The following is a 14,795-nucleotide window of genomic DNA, read 5'->3' as shown; positions in this document are numbered from 1 at the left end:
GCTCATCGTCGGCAGGAAGTCGCTCGAGGCAAACAGTCTGAAAGAGATGATCGCGTGGCTGAAGGCCAACCCCGGCAAGGCGACCGCCGGGACGGCCGGCGCCGGCACCGGCGCCCATGTCGCCGGCGTCTTCTTCAAGGCGAAGACCGGCACCGACTTCCAGTTCGTGCCCTATCGCGGCGCAGGGCCCGCCATGATCGATCTCGTGGCCGGCCAGATCGACATCATGTTCGACCAGGCCTCGAACTCGCTGCCGCAATACAAGAATGGTGCGATCAAGGCGTTTGCCGTGACCTCGCCGACAAGGCTTGCATCCGCACCCGACATCCCGACCGTCGACGAGGCGGGCCTGCCCGGCCTCTACATCTCCTACTGGCACGGCATCTGGGCACCGAAGAACACGCCGAAGGACATCGTCACAAGGCTCAACGCGGCAATCGCCGCCGTGCTCGCTGATCCCTCGGTCAAGCAGCGCTTCGGCGAATTGGGGCAGGAGATTCCGCCGCCGGACCAGCAATCGCCTGCGGCGCTCGCCGCCTTCCAGAAGGCCGAGACCGAGAAATGGTGGCCGATCGTGAAGGCCGCCGATATCAAGCCGGAGTAGCCTCGCAGCGTTAACCTTTGTCGTTCGCAAAACCTCGCTGCGGTGCGAGATCACAATCGATGCGCGGGGTGCTACGTCCTTGATCTCGGGGGAGCGGTGGCCGACAATGCCTGTGGTTCAATAAGAAACTCCTTGGGGGAATTCGTGAATAGACCTGCCCGGGTCGTGGCCCAGCCGACATCGTCCGATCAATCGCATGGCATGACGCTGCTGCGCGATCCCTTGCTCAACAAGGGCACCGCCTTCACCGAAGCGGAGCGCACCACGCTCGGCCTGCGCGGCCTGTTGCCGCCTTGCGTGCTGACGATGGAGACCCAGGTCGAGCGTGTGCTCGTCAATCTGCGCACGCTGCCGACCGACCTGGAAAAATTCGTCGCGTTGAACGCGCTGCATGACCGCAACGAGGCGCTGTTCTTCCGCGTCGTCGTCGACAATATCGACGAGATCCAGCCGATCATCTACACGCCGACCGTCGGGCTCGCCTGCCAGAAATACGGCCTGATCTACCAGCGGCCGCGCGGCATGTTCATCTCCTCGCACGATCGCGGCCAGATCGCGGACATCCTGAAGAACTGGCCCAATCCCGCAAAGCTCATCGTCGTGACCGATGGCGAGCGCATCCTTGGTCTCGGCGATCTCGGCGCCAACGGCATGGGCATTCCGGTCGGAAAGCTCTCGCTCTATTCGGCCTGCGCCGGCGTGCATCCCGAGCATTGCCTGCCTGTTGTGCTCGACGTCGGCACCAACAACGAAGAACTGCTCAACGATCCCTATTATCTCGGTCTGCGCGAGCGCCGGCTCACGGGCGAGGCCTATGACAGCTTCGTCGATGAGTTCATGGTCGCCGCGCGAAAGACTTTTCCCGGCGTGCTGATCCAGTTCGAGGACTTTGCCAATCACTCGGCGTTCAAGCTGCTGCACAAATATCGCGACGAGGCCTGCGTCTTCAACGACGACATCCAGGGCACCGCGGCGGTGGCGCTTGCGGGTCTGTTCTCGGCGCTGCGTCTCAACGGCGGCAAGCTCAGGGACCAGCGCATCCTGTTCCTCGGTGCGGGCGAGGCGGCGACCGGCATCGCCGATCTCGTGGTTTCCGCCATGATGGCGGAGGGCGCGTCGGAAGCGGAAGCGCTGCGGCGCAACTGGCTGGTGGATTCCCGCGGTCTCGTCGTCAGCGGCCGTGAAGGCCTCTCCGGTCACAAGCTCCGCTATGCCCATACCGATCAGGCGCCGATCGCCGACTTCCTCACCGCGATCAAGACGCTGAAGCCGACGGCGATCATCGGCGTTGCCGCGGTCGGCGGCGCCTTCACGCCCGAGGTGCTCAAGGCGATGGCCGAGCTCAACGAGCAGCCGATCGTGTTCGCGCTGTCGAACCCGACCTCGAAGGCCGAATGCTCGGCGGAGGATGCCTATCGCTATACCGAGGGCCGCGCGCTGTTCGCCTGCGGCAGCCCTTATGATCCCGTCAAACTCAACGGCCGCACCTTCGTGCCGCGCCAGGGCAACAACTCCTACATCTTCCCCGGCGTCGGGCTTGGTGTCATCGCCAGCCGCTCGCGGCTGGTGACGGACGAGATGTTCATGGCGGCCGCCCACACGCTGGCCGATTGCGTCGGCAAGGACGACCTCGCGCAGGGAAGTCTCTATCCGGCGCTGCCCCGCATCCGCGAGGTCTCGGCCCGCATTGCGGTCGCTGTCGCGGATGTCGCCTATCAGCGCGGGCTCGCCGACGGTCCGGCGCCCAACGACGTCAAGGGCCTGGTCCAGTCGCAGATGTACGAGCCGAAGTACTGAATGCTTCCACGTCGTCATGGCCGGGCATAGCCGTCCGAAGGACGGCGTCGCTTCCCGCTCGCCTATGTCCCGGCCATCCACGCCTTACCGCGCGGGACGAAGAACGTGGATGCCCGGGACAAGCCCGGGCAGGACGGCCTCTCATGCTCTCGCCCAGCCTGGCCGCCGGTTAGGTCAGCACGGCGATACCATTTCAGGTGGAAACGCCGTTGCGCGGCGCGGCCCTATATGCGACGCTCTGTAGCGTTACAAGAAGAACTCAATCCGCAAGGTCAGATGCCATGGACGATCGTATGCCCGAACTGGGCGACCTCGAGCACGAGGTCATGCAATTGGTTTGGGCCCATGGTCCCGTTACGGCCGAGGTCGTGCGCGAGCGGCTGTCGCGGCGTCTGAAGGAATCCACCGTCCGCACGGTGCTGCGCCGGCTCGAGGAAAAGGGCTATGCTCACCACACCGTGGACGGACGCACCTATGTCTACCACGCGGCCGAAGAGCGCTCGCGGGTTGCCGCCAAGGCGGTGCAGCGCATCGTCGACTGGTTCTGCAACGGCTCGATGGAAGAGGTCCTCGTCGGCATGGTGGACAATGCGATGCTCGACCAGCAGCAATTGCGCACGCTGGCCGACCAGGTGGCCAAGGCGAAGAAGGCGAGGGGAGTGAAGAAAGAATGATCGCAACTCTGGCTGAGGCGGCGCTGCGCTCCTTCGTGCTGGGAGGCGTCGTCTGGTTCGGTCTCAACCTGTTTCGCGTGCGCAATCCGCACGTTCACATGACGGCGTGGGTCGTCGTGCTGCTGGCCTCGCTCGCGATGCCATTCGTGATGCATTGGCCGACGCTCACCATCGACCGGCTGCCCTTGTCCGTGCCGGTGCCGGACGAATTGTGGCCGGCCGACATTTCGATGCTGGAGACGCCGCAGCCGGCGTTGCCGATTGCGCCCGGTGCGGCCATTGCGCCGCCGGTGAAAAGCGTCGCGTCGATAGACTGGTGGCTGGTGGCCACGGTGGTCTATGCCGGCGTCGCCAGCCTGTTGCTGCTGCGTCTCGCGATCGGCGTCGGCCTGACCTGGCGCCTGGCACGCGCGGCGAAGCCGGTGAAGGGTGTGCAGCTGATCGACGCCGACGTGCGCGTCAGCCGCGACGTCGGCGGCCCCGTCACCTTCGGCTCGACCATTCTGGTGCCGCCGCAATTTGCCGGCTGGGATGCGAAGAAGCGCCTCGCGGTGCTCGCCCATGAGGGCGCGCATGTCGCCAACCGCGATTTCTACGTCCTCTTGCTCGCGTCCCTCAACCGCGCGGTGTTCTGGTTCAGCCCGTTCTCGTGGTGGCAGCTTGCGCGCCTTGCCGAGCTTGCCGAGATCATCAGCGATGCCCAGGCGATCGCGGTGATCGACGACCGGCTGTCCTATGCCGAAATCCTGCTCGATGTCGCAACCGGCGTGAAGCCGCGGCCGATGGAGCTCGCGATGGCGCGGGCCTCCACCGTGCGCGCCCGCATCGAGCGCATCATTGCGGCTGCCGCGATGCCCGTCGCGGTCGGCTGGCGCAAGCGGCTGTGGATCGCGGCCGCGATCGTTCCGGTCGTGGTCGTGTCCGCCGGCATGATCGCCTATCGCACGCCGGATCCCGCGCCCGTCGCGGCGGGTCTCGGCGAGGTGCCGGCCCAGCACTACCGCCCCTTCGTCAATTTCTACGCGATGGGCCCGGCCTCGGTGTTCGCCATCTTCCGCGAGGGTGACGAACTCTATGGCCAGCTCACCGGGCAGCGCAAATTGCGCCTGACGGTGGGCAATGACGGCACCGCGTCCTACGCCGCCTCGTCCGGCGAGATCACGTTCCCGCTCGACGCGGAGCGCCGCTCCGCGGAGCTGATGCTGCGCATGAACGGCCGCGACATTCGCGCACGTCGCGTCGCCGAGGTGCCGACGGCGGCCACCGATTCCGTATCGCTCGACCAATATGTCGGCTGGTACAGGGTCGCGCCGAACCGCGTGCTCACCGTGCGCCGCGACGGGGATCGGCTCCAGGTGCAGGAAACCGTGCAGGGCCGGGCGGCGCTCCTCGCCGAAGGTGCCGACGTCTTCTCGATCCATGGCGACAATCTCCTGGTCTTCCTGCGTGACGACCAGGCCAAGGTCTCGCGCGTGCTGGTCCAGAACGGGGTGTTCGGCGCCCGTCTCGCGCCGCGGATCGACGCGGCTGTGGCGCAGGCGATCGAGGCCGACTTCGCGCGCCGTGTCGCGGAAGTGCCGGATCGCTTCCGCGAGCAGGTCCCGGTCGCCGGCGGCAAGGAGATGATCCTGCGCGGGATCGAGGATTTGCGCCACGGCACGCCGAATTACGATCGGATGAGCGCGCCGCTCGCTGCCAAGGTCCACCGTCAGGTCGACGAATTGCACGCGACGTTCGTCGCTCTCGGCCCGGTGGAGTCGCTGTTCTTCCGCGGCGTCGGGCCTGGCGGCTACGACATCTATGGCGCCAAGTTCGAGAACGGCACGGCGGAATTCCGCCTGCTGCTCGAGCCCGACGGCAAGGCCGGCGACGTCATCTTCCGCGCCGACGGCAATGACGAGCTCGGTGGCATCGTGCCTTGCGCGGAGGAAGCGAACGTGCGCGGCCAAGCCGGCACTTCGCCGATCCGGATCATGGTCTACAACGAGATGGGCGACGACATTCAGGTCTTCAATCTCGATGCGAACGGCGAGCGCAAGGCGCAGAGCGTCGTCAGGCCCAACATGTCCTGGGCGGCGACGACCACCGTCAACAATCCCTGGGTGATCGCCGACAAGTCGGGGCGGTGCCTCGAAGTCTTGATGCCGGGGCGGCAGACGCGCTTCCACAACGTCGAGGCTTCGAACATCGGTGCAAAGCCGGGACGTGCCGCGCGCCGCGCCGTTCCGATCGCCAACGGCGAGGAGATGTTGCGCCGTTATATCGAGGGCGTCGGCAAGGGCCAGCCGGATTACGAGCACATGACGTCGGAAGTCGCCGACATCACCCGGCAGCAGCTTCCGTTCGACCAGGCGATCCTGGCACGACTCGGGGCGCTGCGTGCGGTCTCGTTCCGCGGCGTCACCGCGCTCGACAGCGACATCTACATCGCCCAGTTCGCGAACGGCTCGGCGGAGTGGCGCATCGGCGTCAGGAACGGAATGATCACCAAGATCGCGCTCGGGCCCAACTTCTAGGATTGTTGGAGCCGCCCGTCCGTCAGACCGGCGGCTCCCGAGTTCTTGATGGCAGTGCCTCAATCTCCGCTTGTCGGCCCGTACCGCCAATGCTACGTTACGTAGCATTACGGATCGTAGCCTAGCAAGGCGCCACCGGCAGGCGCCATGAGCAATTCCGCAAAGGCCGATTCTGTGCTGGCGCTTCATCGCTTCGGCATGGGGCCGCGACCGGGATCGATCGCCGCCGTCGGCACCGACCCGCGCGGCGCGCTGATCGCCGAACTCGACAGGCCGCTGGTGCTGACCGCCGCGGCCGCCCTTCCCAGCAGCGCAAAGGCGTACCGCACCGTGGCCGACGCCAATGCGCGGCGCACGGCCCGCGCCAAACAGGCGCAGCAGCAGGCCAAGAAGCAGCAGATGGCTGCGGCGCCCGTCATGTCCGAAGATCAGACGCAAGGACAGGCACAGGGCCAGAGTGCCGACAAGGACGCCGCCGAGATGGCGGCCAAACAAGCGGCCGAGGCCGTTCCCGATCCCGGGCGTCCGATCTATCTGCAGGAAGCCAAGCTGCGCACCGAGGCTGCGCTCGCAGCCGACATCGGCTTCGCCGAGCGGCTGGTGTGGTTCTGGTCCAACCATTTCTGCGTTTCGGCCAACAAGATCCAGAGCATGTCCGGCGCCTATGAGCGCGAAGCCGTACGCGCCAACACACTCGGCCGCTTCGTCGATCTCCTGCTGGCCGTCGAGGGCCATCCGGCGATGCTGTTCTATCTCGACAATCTCGCCTCGATGGGCGCGAACTCGACCGCCGGCATCAACCGCAGCCGCGGCCTCAACGAGAACATCGCGCGCGAGATCATGGAGCTGCACACGCTAGGTGTGCGCACCGGCTACACCCAGGACGACGTGATCAGCTTTGCCAATGTCATGACGGGATGGACGCTCGTTCCGCCCGGCGACAATCCCGAGCACGGCGGCGCGTTCACCTTCAATCCGCGGCTGCACGAACCCGGCGGACAGACGGTGCTCGGCAAGCGCTATGAGCAGGAGGACGCAGAGCAGGGCCGCGCCGTGCTGCGCGATCTCGCCGCGCATGCGGCGACGGCGACCCATGTCGCAACGAAGCTCGCGCGCCATTTCGTCGCCGACGAGCCGCCGCCGGCGCTGGTGGCGCAGATGGCGAAGACCTTTCGCGACACCGAGGGCGATCTCAAGCAGGTCGCGATCGCCATGGTGTCGTCGGACGAGGCCTGGCGCGGGCCGCCGTTAAAACTGAAGCGTCCCGGCGAATGGGTGGTCGGCATGGTCCGCGCAACCGGCATCACGAGCGTCGATCCTGTCCGCTACACCGGCGGCCAGGAACTTCTCGGCGAGGCGCTGTGGCGCCCGCCGGCGCCGAAGGGCTATCCGGACGACGAGGCGAGCTGGATCGACGGGGTCGGCCGGCGGCTCGACGTCGCCAATTATTTTGCCGAACGCATCACCGGCATGGCCGATCCGCAAGTCATCATCGAAGACGTCTTCGGATCCGAGATCGCGCCCGAGGTGAAGCAGGCGGTTGGCCGCGCCGAAAGCCGGCAGCAGGCGCTCGCGCTGCTGTTCATGTCGGCGGATTTCCAGAGGAGGTGACCATGGGCTCGGACAATTATTTGCCCACGCGGCGCGAGCTTCTGATCGGCTCCGGCACCCTGTTCGCCTGGAGTCAGATGCCGCGGATCGCGCGCGCCGAAGGGCGCGATCCACGCCTGCTCGTCATCGTCCTGCGCGGCGCACTCGATGGTCTCGGTGCGGTCGCGCCGGTCGGCGATCCCGACTGGATCTCCTTGCGCGGCGATCGCGCGCTGGTGCTGGACGGCAAGTCGCCGGCGCTGCCGCTCGATGCCTTCTTCGCGCTCAATCCGGCGATGCCGAACCTGCACAGGCTCTACAAGAGCGGCAAGGCCTCGATCGTCCACGCCACTGCGACGCCCTATCGCGAGCGTTCGCATTTCGACGGCCAGGACGTGCTCGAGAGCGGGTTTACCAGACCCGGCGCGACCGCCTCGGGATGGCTCAACCGCGCGCTGCTCGCACTGGAATCCGGCGGCCGCGTCGATCCGCGCGGCAGTCGCGCGCTCGGCATCGGCTCGGTGACGCCGCTGGTGGTGCGCGGCTCGGCGCCGGTCATGACATGGGTGCCGCAGAAACTCCTGCCGGCAAGCCAGGACACGCAGAATCGCCTGCTCGATCTCTACCAGCACACCGACCCGAAGCTTGCGAGCGTGCTTCAGGCGCGCATGAAGCTCGCCTCGCTCGACGGAGCGGTGGGGACCGGCGATCCGATGTCGGACGATCCGACGCTGGCGCCTCCCGGCATCGCACGCGTGCGCGCCTATTTCGCCGAAGCGGCCGGCACCGCCGCGCGCTATCTTGCAAAGCCCGACGGCCCGCGCGTCGGCGCCATGGGCTTCGTCGGATGGGACACGCACATCGCCGAAGGCGCGGCCTCGGGCCAGCTCTACAATCTGCTCGGCGCGCTCGACGGCGCCTTCGCCGCGATCGAGACCAACATGGGCGAAGCCTGGCGCGAGACGGTGGTCGTGGTCGTCACCGAGTTCGGCCGCACCGCCCGCATCAACGGCACGCAGGGCACCGACCACGGTACGGGCACGGTCGCCTTCCTCATCGGTGGCGGGCTCGCCGGTGGCCGCGTGATCGCGGACTGGCCGGGCCTGAAGCCGGCGCAGCTGTTCGAGGACCGCGATCTCAAGCCGACCACCGACTTGCGCGCCGTGCTGAAGGGTCTGCTCAGGGATCATCTGCGCGTGGAGGAGAAGGTGCTCGCCGAGACGGTCTTCCCCGGCAGCGCCGACGTCAGACCGATGCCAGGCCTCGTCGGCTGACGGCGCCTCTCGAAACCGGATCGGGTTCATGGGCACACTGACACAACGGGAGCTCGACTTTCTCGCCAGCCTGAAAACCGGCTGGCGAAGGCTCTATCGGCTTGAGCTGGCGCGGCTGCTGAACGGGGGCGCCGAGGCGAGCGATGCTCAACCGGAACCGCGCCCGATGGTCTGGCGCATCGTATCAGGCTGATATTTCGCAGATTTGTCCCGATTCAGGACACGCCGGTGTGGTGGAATCGTCACAGCGGGTTGCGAAAAAACCCCGGCCTCAGGCCCGCTTTTCTTCCGACAAGGTTCTGCCCTCATTGCCCGCCGAAACTTGAGGCCGTTCGGAGGGGCGTATCATGTCTCGCTTTGCACGTGCCGAAAGTGCCCGGATTTCCCCCGCAATCTCGTTCCGGTTGCTGCTCGCCATCACTGCCGCGGCCTCGCTCGCGGCCTGCGCGCAATCTCCGGTCGGCCGCCAGAAGGCCGATCTTGGCACCAACCGGCAGGCGACTGTCGAGCGGCCGCATCGCGTGGCCGCGCTGCATCCACGGCCGATCAGCCGGGCGCGCATCCCCGACGGTGATGCAAAGCGAACTGCCTCGCATGGCGTCGCCAGCTTCTATTCGGATACGGAGACTGCGAGCGGCGAGAGGTTCGACAAGAACGAGCTGACCGCCGCCCATCCCAGCCTGCCGTTCGGCACGAAGCTGCGCGTCACCGATGTTTCCTCCGGCCGCTTCGTGACCGTCAGGGTCAACGATCGCGGACCCTACGTTCGCGGGCGCGTGGTCGACATCTCGCCGTCCGCGGCCGAGGCGCTCGGCATGGTGGACAAGGGCCTCGCCAATGTCAGGCTCGACGTCGTGCGGTAAGGGCCGCTTCGTCGCTGCAAGGCGCGGCCGCTTAACCGCCTGTTAGCCGCTTCTCACGCACCATGGATGCCCAACAATTCGGGGCTTTTGGGGAGGCGGACGCTTGAATACGATCCAGTATCTCGAAGATCAGGCCGCGCGTGCCGAGCGGCTCGCCAAACGGATCACGGATACACTGACGATCGAAAAGCTCCTGGYCTTCGCCGACGAACGCCGCCGCGAGATCGAGGTCATCGCCGGCAAGTACCGGCGCGCTTGACCCTCCACGAACGCCGCGAGAGCGGGGCTTTGCCTGCGATTTGCAGCGCGTCGACGACAACGATGCGCGGTCAGGTGTGGCTCTCGACGAAATCGCTGAGATAGTCGGGAAGCGTGATGCGGTCGATGTCACAGCGCGCCCGGATTTCGGCGGCGATTTCGGGCGAGATATCCTTCACCCAGTGCTCGAGCGTGTTGAACGAGATCACCTTGATCGGATCGTTGAAGCAGCCGGCGACGAGCTCATTGATCGTGACTTCGAGATCGTTCCGCTCGATGCGGATTTCAGTGGCCTCGTCGCGGCGGTCGATCACCACGAACAGGGTCTGGTCTGCGCCATAGGGCACGACCGGAGATGGCACGTCAGCTCTAAGCATCTTGGACACTCACGCCTTGGCTTCCGATCCCCGTTAACGGGAAAAACCGGAAGAAGGTTCCTATGGGTGTGGATGAAGCTTGTCGTGCACGTGCAGCTTTGGCGTCTGCACACAATCAGAGAAATTCTCTCAAGCGCGAGAGCTCGATGATATGCTCGGGCGAGAGGATATCCGTGACCAGCGGCGGCTGCGCCGCCGTGCGAATCTCATAGAGATGCCTGGTCGCCGCCGGCTTYTGCATGAACGCCGAGATGCATTCGTCGAGCGTGCCCTCGCTCACCTGGTAGGACTCGCGGTCCGGCCGGCGCTGGTTGGCAAGTGACGGCCATTTATACAGCGCCGCAAGTGCGCCGAAATCGACCTTTGAATCCGCAACCACGTCCCCCATCGCCCGGCCTCACGCAAAAAAGAACCCCAGCACGCAAATCTGCGCGCCGGGGCCTACATCCAAACGCTGCATCTCAATGCTATGAGCACACAACGCGGCAGTCGGGGAAAGGTTCCCGGCTGCCTTATTGTCGTCAACTTGCGGCCGCTGCGATCCTGTGCCCCGGGCTGGTGTGACCGTGGCTGTGCTCGTCGCCGAGGCTGACCTCCGGCGGAAGCCCGGCCAAGCGCCGCAGGGCCTCGGCCATCTGCACCCGGCCCGGCGCGCCGGTGATCACCACGTCCACCATCGTGAAGGACGAGTGGAAATGGCCGCGCGCCTTGAGCTGCTGGACCGGCACGCCGGCAGCGGCCATCGCTTCGGCATAGGCGATGCCCTCGTCGCGCAGCGGGTCGAACTCGCAGGTGACGACGAAGGCGGGCGGCAGGCCCGCGACCTTGCCGCGGAGCGGCGAGACGCGCGGGTCAATGCGGTCGGCCGGCGAGCAGTAGAGGTCCCAGAACCAGTCCATCAGCGAGCGCGTCAGGAAGTAGCCGGTCGCATTGTCGTTGTAGGAGGGACGATCGAAGTCGCAGTCGGTGACCGGGCACACCAGGAGCTGGCCGGCAATGTCAGGCCCGCCGCGGTCGCGCGCGAGCTGGCAGGTGACGGCGGCGATGTTGCCGCCGGCGCTCCAGCCGGCGACCAGCACCGGGCCCGGCTTGCCGCCGAGCTCGGCGGCGTGCTCGGCGATCCAGCGCGTCGCCGCATAGCCGTCCTCAGCCGCGGTCGGGAAGCGATGCTCCGGCGCGTGGCGGTAGCCGACGCTGACGAACATCATCCCGGTCCGGCGCACCATGTCGCGGCAGAACGGATCGTCCGACTGCTCGTCGCCGAGCACCCAGCCGCCGCCGTGGAAATAGACCACGACCGGATGCGGCCCGGGCGCTGCGGGCTTGTAGACACGGTAGGGAAGCGGGCCGTCGGTGCCCGGCAGCGTGCCGTCCACGACATCGCCGATCGGCCGTCCCGCCGGGCGGCCCTTGTTGAACTCGTTGACGAAGGCGCGGGCGCCGAGCGCGCCCATCGATTCGATCGGCGGCAGGTTCAGCGTTGCCAGCAGGTTCAGCACCAGCCGCACATCCGGTTGCGGCCGCACCGCCTCGCCGTCATTGCACTGCGCGGCGACATTGGGGCCCGTGAGCCTGAAGCCGAGCATGCCGCGGCTGACGACCTCGTCGCAGATGCTGCGATAGGGGCCGACACCACCGGTATAGGGCATCACGCCCTGCACCTTTCCGGGCACGTTCGCACCCGTGTACCAGGTGTTGGCGAGCCGGTGCAGCGTCAGCGTCGAGCAGTCGGCCATGTGCCTGTTCCAGCCGGCCTGCGCCGCCTCGGTCGGCTCGATCGTGGTGAAGCCGGCATCGCGCAGCGCGGCGAGGCGGTCGACGACCCAGTCGACATGCTGCTCGATCGACACCGCCATGTTCGACAGCACCGAGGGGCTGCCGGGACCGGTGATCATGAAGAAGTTCGGGAAGCCCTCGACCGTGAGCCCGAGATAGGTCTGTGGCCCCTGTGCCCAGACATCCGACAGCGACTTGCCGCCGCGCCCGGTGATCGGATGCACCGCGCGGATCGCGCCGGTCATGGCGTCGAAGCCGGTCGCGAACACGATGACGTCGACGTCGACGCTGCGCCTTGCCGTGGTGATGCCGCCTGCGGTGATCGCCTTGATCGGCTCCTGGCGCAGATTGACCAGCGTGACGTTCGACCGGTTGTAGGTCGCGTAATAGTTGGTGTCGAGGCAGGGGCGTTTCGCACCGAACGGATGGTCGTGCGGCATCAGTGCCGCCGCCGTCTCGGGATCCTTCACGACTGCGCCGATCTTCTCGCGAATGAGATCGCAGATCAGCTTGTTGCCGTCGACATCGACCGCCTGGTCGGCCCAGAGTTGCGTCAGGATATAGACGAGATCGCCCTTGCCCCACGCCTCCTCGAACCGCGCACGGCGCTCGGCGTCGCTGAGTTGCCAGCTCACGGCCGTCTGCTGCGGATAGGGCACGCCGGCCATCGACTGGCGCGCCTGCTCGCGATAGGCCGCGCGGTCGCCTTGCAGCAGGCTCATGCGGTCGGAGGGCGCGGGACCGTTGTGCGCCGGCAGCGCGAAATTCGGCGTGCGCTGGAACACGGTCAGATGCGCGGCCTGTTCGGCGATCAGCGGGATCGACTGGATGCCCGACGAGCCCGTGCCGATCACGGCGACGCGCTTTCCCGCGAGATTGACGCCGTCATGCGGCCAGCGGCCGGTGAAATAGACCTCGCCCTTGAAATCCTTGACGCCGTCGATCTCCGGCGGCTTTGGCGCGGAGAGGCAGCCCGTCGCCATGATGTAATGGCGGCAGGAGACCGGCGCGCCATTGTCGGTGGTGAGCTGCCAGCGCTCGGTCGCTTCGTCCCATTTGGCTTCGGTGACCTTGGTCCCGAAGCGGATGTCGCGGCGCAGCTCATAGCGGTCGGCGACGAAGCCGAGATAGCGCAGGATCTCGGGCTGGGTCGCGTATTTCTCCGACCAGGTCCAGGCGGTCTCGAGTTCCGGATCGAAAGTGTAGCTGTAATCGATGGTCTGGATGTCGCAGCGCGCGCCGGGGTAGCGGTTCCAGTACCAGGTGCCGCCGACATCGCCGGCCTCTTCGAGGGCGACGGTCGTGAAGCCGGCCTTGCGCAGGCGATGGAGAAGATAAAGGCCGGCAAATCCGGCGCCGACCACGGCAACGTCGACCTGCCGGGGTGTTCCACGCGCCGCGTCAGAGGCACGCGCAGCAACCATTGCGTCAGGCATCCATTCCTCCCGTACTTTTGTTTTGCCGGCACGCTATCGCCACAGGCCGGGCTTGTCATCAGAACAAGTGCAATCTTCGGTAGCTGTTTGCGGCGTCATCGTGGCCGCGCGAAGCTTACCTCAATGCACGCACCGCGATGCACAATCGCCGTGATTTACCGGTCTAATCAGGCACGATCCGCCTGTGTATGCTTGCGGTTACAAGCCACGCGTACCGACCGGGCGACATGACAGAGTTGAGTGAGCGGACGAAAGCGAACATGGACGTCGTCCTGGAGGAGACGTGCCGCCAATTGCCGCACGGTGGCGATCACGACAGCCGCAGATTCATCGCCGAGCGCCTGATCGAGGCGGCGCAAGCGGGACACTCCACTCTTGGTGAGCTCGGCATCGTCGCGCGGCGCGCGCTGGCGGAGCTCATCGGCAAGGGCGGCTAGCCGCTGTTGCGATGAAGTTGGGCTCTGGCCCGCGGCGCGCTCCCTCGCCCCGCTCTTGCGGGGAGAAGCAAGGCCGGAGCTTGCTTCTCCGTCAGTCGTAGACGTAACCTTCCGGGGAGCTTCTCCGCGCATTGAGATCCCCCAAAGATGCGGTCCCTGCTTGCGCTCACAGTGGTTTCCGGATTCCTTTGCCTCGCCGGTTCGGCCATGGCCCAGCAGGTCGGACAGTTTCCATTCGCGCTGACGCGCGAGGGCCAGATGCTCGGCGGCGTCGAAGGCGAGGTGGCCTTCTTCAAGGGGCTCGCTTATGCAGCGCCGCCGGTCGGCCCGCTGCGCTGGCGCCCGCCGGAGGCAACGGCCGAGAGCTCCGAGATGCGCACCGCTTATGAGTACGGCGCGCCCTGCCTCCAGCCGTCGCTGCCGAAGGCGAGCGAAGATTGCCTCACGCTCAACGTGTTCCGTCCCTTCGGCGTCGATGGCCCGCTGCCGGTGATGGTGTTCATTCATGACGGTGCCTTCGTCGGTGGCACTGCGAACGATCCGATGTTCGACGGTGCGAAACTCGCGCAGGCCGGCCTGATCGTGGTGACCGTGAATTTCCGTCTCGGCGCGCTCGGCTGGCTCGCGCATCCGGCGCTGTCGGAAGGCGGCTCCGGAAACTACGGACTGATGGACCAGATCGCGGCGTTGCATTGGGTCCACGACAACATCGCAGCGTTCGGCGGCGATCCCGGGAACGTCACCCTGTTCGGTAGTGGCGCGGGCGCGACGTCGATCGCGCTGTTGATGCTATGCAACGAGGTGCGTGATCTGTTTCAGAAGGCCATTCTGCAATCGGTGCCCGGCCGGGCGCGCCTGCGCTCGCGGCAGGAGGCGGAGGCCTGGGGCCGGCAATTCGTCGCGACGCTCGGCCCTGATGGCAAGGAGATCAACGCGCGTACGATCCAGGCCATACGGCTGCTTGCCGCCGAAACGAAGCTGCTCGCGAAATTCCCGCACGGCTTTGCGCCAACGATCGATGGACGCCTCGTGACGGAAGATATCGCCGCAGGTTTTGCGGCCGGGCATGAAGGGCGGATTCCCCTGATCATCGGCTCCAACGATGACGAGACGGATTTCGACAGCGAACCTGACATCGCGGAGGCGCTTGCATCGTCTGGCATCACCAGCGATGACCTGCCCAAGCTCTATCC

General features: G+C 66.3%; 14 protein-coding genes. 11 read left to right on the top strand and 3 right to left on the bottom strand.

From position 1 onward, the window contains the following. From AC1D00_RS05895 to AC1D00_RS05855, 9 genes are all read left to right on the top strand, one after another. Positions 1-604, top strand: a 604-nt coding sequence (locus AC1D00_RS05895) for a tripartite tricarboxylate transporter substrate-binding protein (RefSeq protein ID WP_477010011.1), incomplete at its 5' end; no start/stop codon positions are given. 165 nt (positions 605-769) lie between these two features. Continuing rightward, positions 770-2,401, top strand: coding sequence for an NAD-dependent malic enzyme (locus tag AC1D00_RS05890; RefSeq protein WP_135177055.1), 1,632 nt, complete (start codon positions 770-772; stop codon positions 2,399-2,401). A 281-nt stretch (positions 2,402-2,682) separates the two neighbouring features. Further along, positions 2,683-3,075 (top strand): BlaI/MecI/CopY family transcriptional regulator, encoded by a 393-nt coding sequence (locus AC1D00_RS05885; RefSeq protein WP_027547885.1) that lies wholly within the window; start codon positions 2,683-2,685, stop codon positions 3,073-3,075. Further along, the gene (locus AC1D00_RS05880; RefSeq protein WP_477010010.1) at positions 3,072-5,591 is read left to right on the top strand and encodes a M56 family metallopeptidase; all 2,520 of its coding nucleotides are present in this window, start codon (positions 3,072-3,074) and stop codon (positions 5,589-5,591) included. Before AC1D00_RS05885 ends, AC1D00_RS05880 begins: the two co-directional genes overlap by 4 nt. 147 nt (positions 5,592-5,738) lie before the next feature. After that, positions 5,739-7,202 carry a DUF1800 domain-containing protein gene (locus AC1D00_RS05875; protein WP_477010009.1) on the top strand — a complete coding sequence of 488 codons (1,464 nt, stop codon included), beginning with the start codon at positions 5,739-5,741 and terminating at the stop codon, positions 7,200-7,202. A gap of 2 nt (positions 7,203-7,204) precedes the next feature. Then, entirely contained in the window at positions 7,205-8,455 is a 1,251-nt protein-coding gene (locus AC1D00_RS05870; RefSeq protein WP_477010008.1) for a DUF1501 domain-containing protein, read from the top strand. A 28-nt stretch (positions 8,456-8,483) separates the two neighbouring features. Next, positions 8,484-8,648, top strand: a complete 165-nt coding sequence (locus AC1D00_RS05865; RefSeq protein ID WP_167771230.1) for a hypothetical protein — start codon at positions 8,484-8,486, stop codon at positions 8,646-8,648. Between the two features lie 154 nt (positions 8,649-8,802). Next, positions 8,803-9,318 carry a septal ring lytic transglycosylase RlpA family protein gene (locus AC1D00_RS05860; protein WP_477010007.1) on the top strand — a complete coding sequence of 172 codons (516 nt, stop codon included), beginning with the start codon at positions 8,803-8,805 and terminating at the stop codon, positions 9,316-9,318. Positions 9,319-9,421: 103 nt separating this feature from the next. Continuing rightward, entirely contained in the window at positions 9,422-9,577 is a 156-nt protein-coding gene (locus AC1D00_RS05855) for a hypothetical protein (protein ID WP_477010006.1), read from the top strand. Positions 9,578-9,647: 70 nt separating this feature from the next. On the opposite strand, the gene AC1D00_RS05850 is transcribed toward AC1D00_RS05855, so the two are convergent. From AC1D00_RS05850 to AC1D00_RS05840, 3 genes are all read right to left on the bottom strand, one after another. Next, positions 9,648-9,953: a hypothetical protein gene (locus AC1D00_RS05850; RefSeq protein WP_027547880.1), complete on the bottom strand. Its 306-nt coding sequence runs from the start codon at positions 9,951-9,953 to the stop codon at positions 9,648-9,650. Positions 9,954-10,068: 115 nt separating this feature from the next. Then, positions 10,069-10,341 carry a hypothetical protein gene (locus tag AC1D00_RS05845; protein ID WP_135176932.1) on the bottom strand — a complete coding sequence of 91 codons (273 nt, stop codon included), beginning with the start codon at positions 10,339-10,341 and terminating at the stop codon, positions 10,069-10,071. Positions 10,342-10,474: 133 nt separating this feature from the next. After that, positions 10,475-13,165, bottom strand: coding sequence for a flavin-containing monooxygenase (locus AC1D00_RS05840; protein WP_477010005.1), 2,691 nt, complete (start codon positions 13,163-13,165; stop codon positions 10,475-10,477). A 188-nt stretch (positions 13,166-13,353) separates the two neighbouring features. Here AC1D00_RS05840 and AC1D00_RS05835 point away from each other — a divergent pair, with 188 nt between their 5' ends. Both AC1D00_RS05835 and AC1D00_RS05830 read left to right on the top strand, forming a co-directional pair. After that, positions 13,354-13,602 carry a hypothetical protein gene (locus AC1D00_RS05835; protein ID WP_027547877.1) on the top strand — a complete coding sequence of 83 codons (249 nt, stop codon included), beginning with the start codon at positions 13,354-13,356 and terminating at the stop codon, positions 13,600-13,602. Between the two features lie 147 nt (positions 13,603-13,749). Next, a partial coding sequence (locus tag AC1D00_RS05830; RefSeq protein WP_477010004.1) for a carboxylesterase family protein occupies positions 13,750-14,795 on the top strand: 1,046 nt, incomplete at its 3' end.

It is taken from the genome of Bradyrhizobium sp. P2_E8 (genome assembly GCF_056403875.1).
Note: the sequence above shows the minus strand (reverse complement) of the source record. Positions and strands in the feature narration are given on the sequence as shown.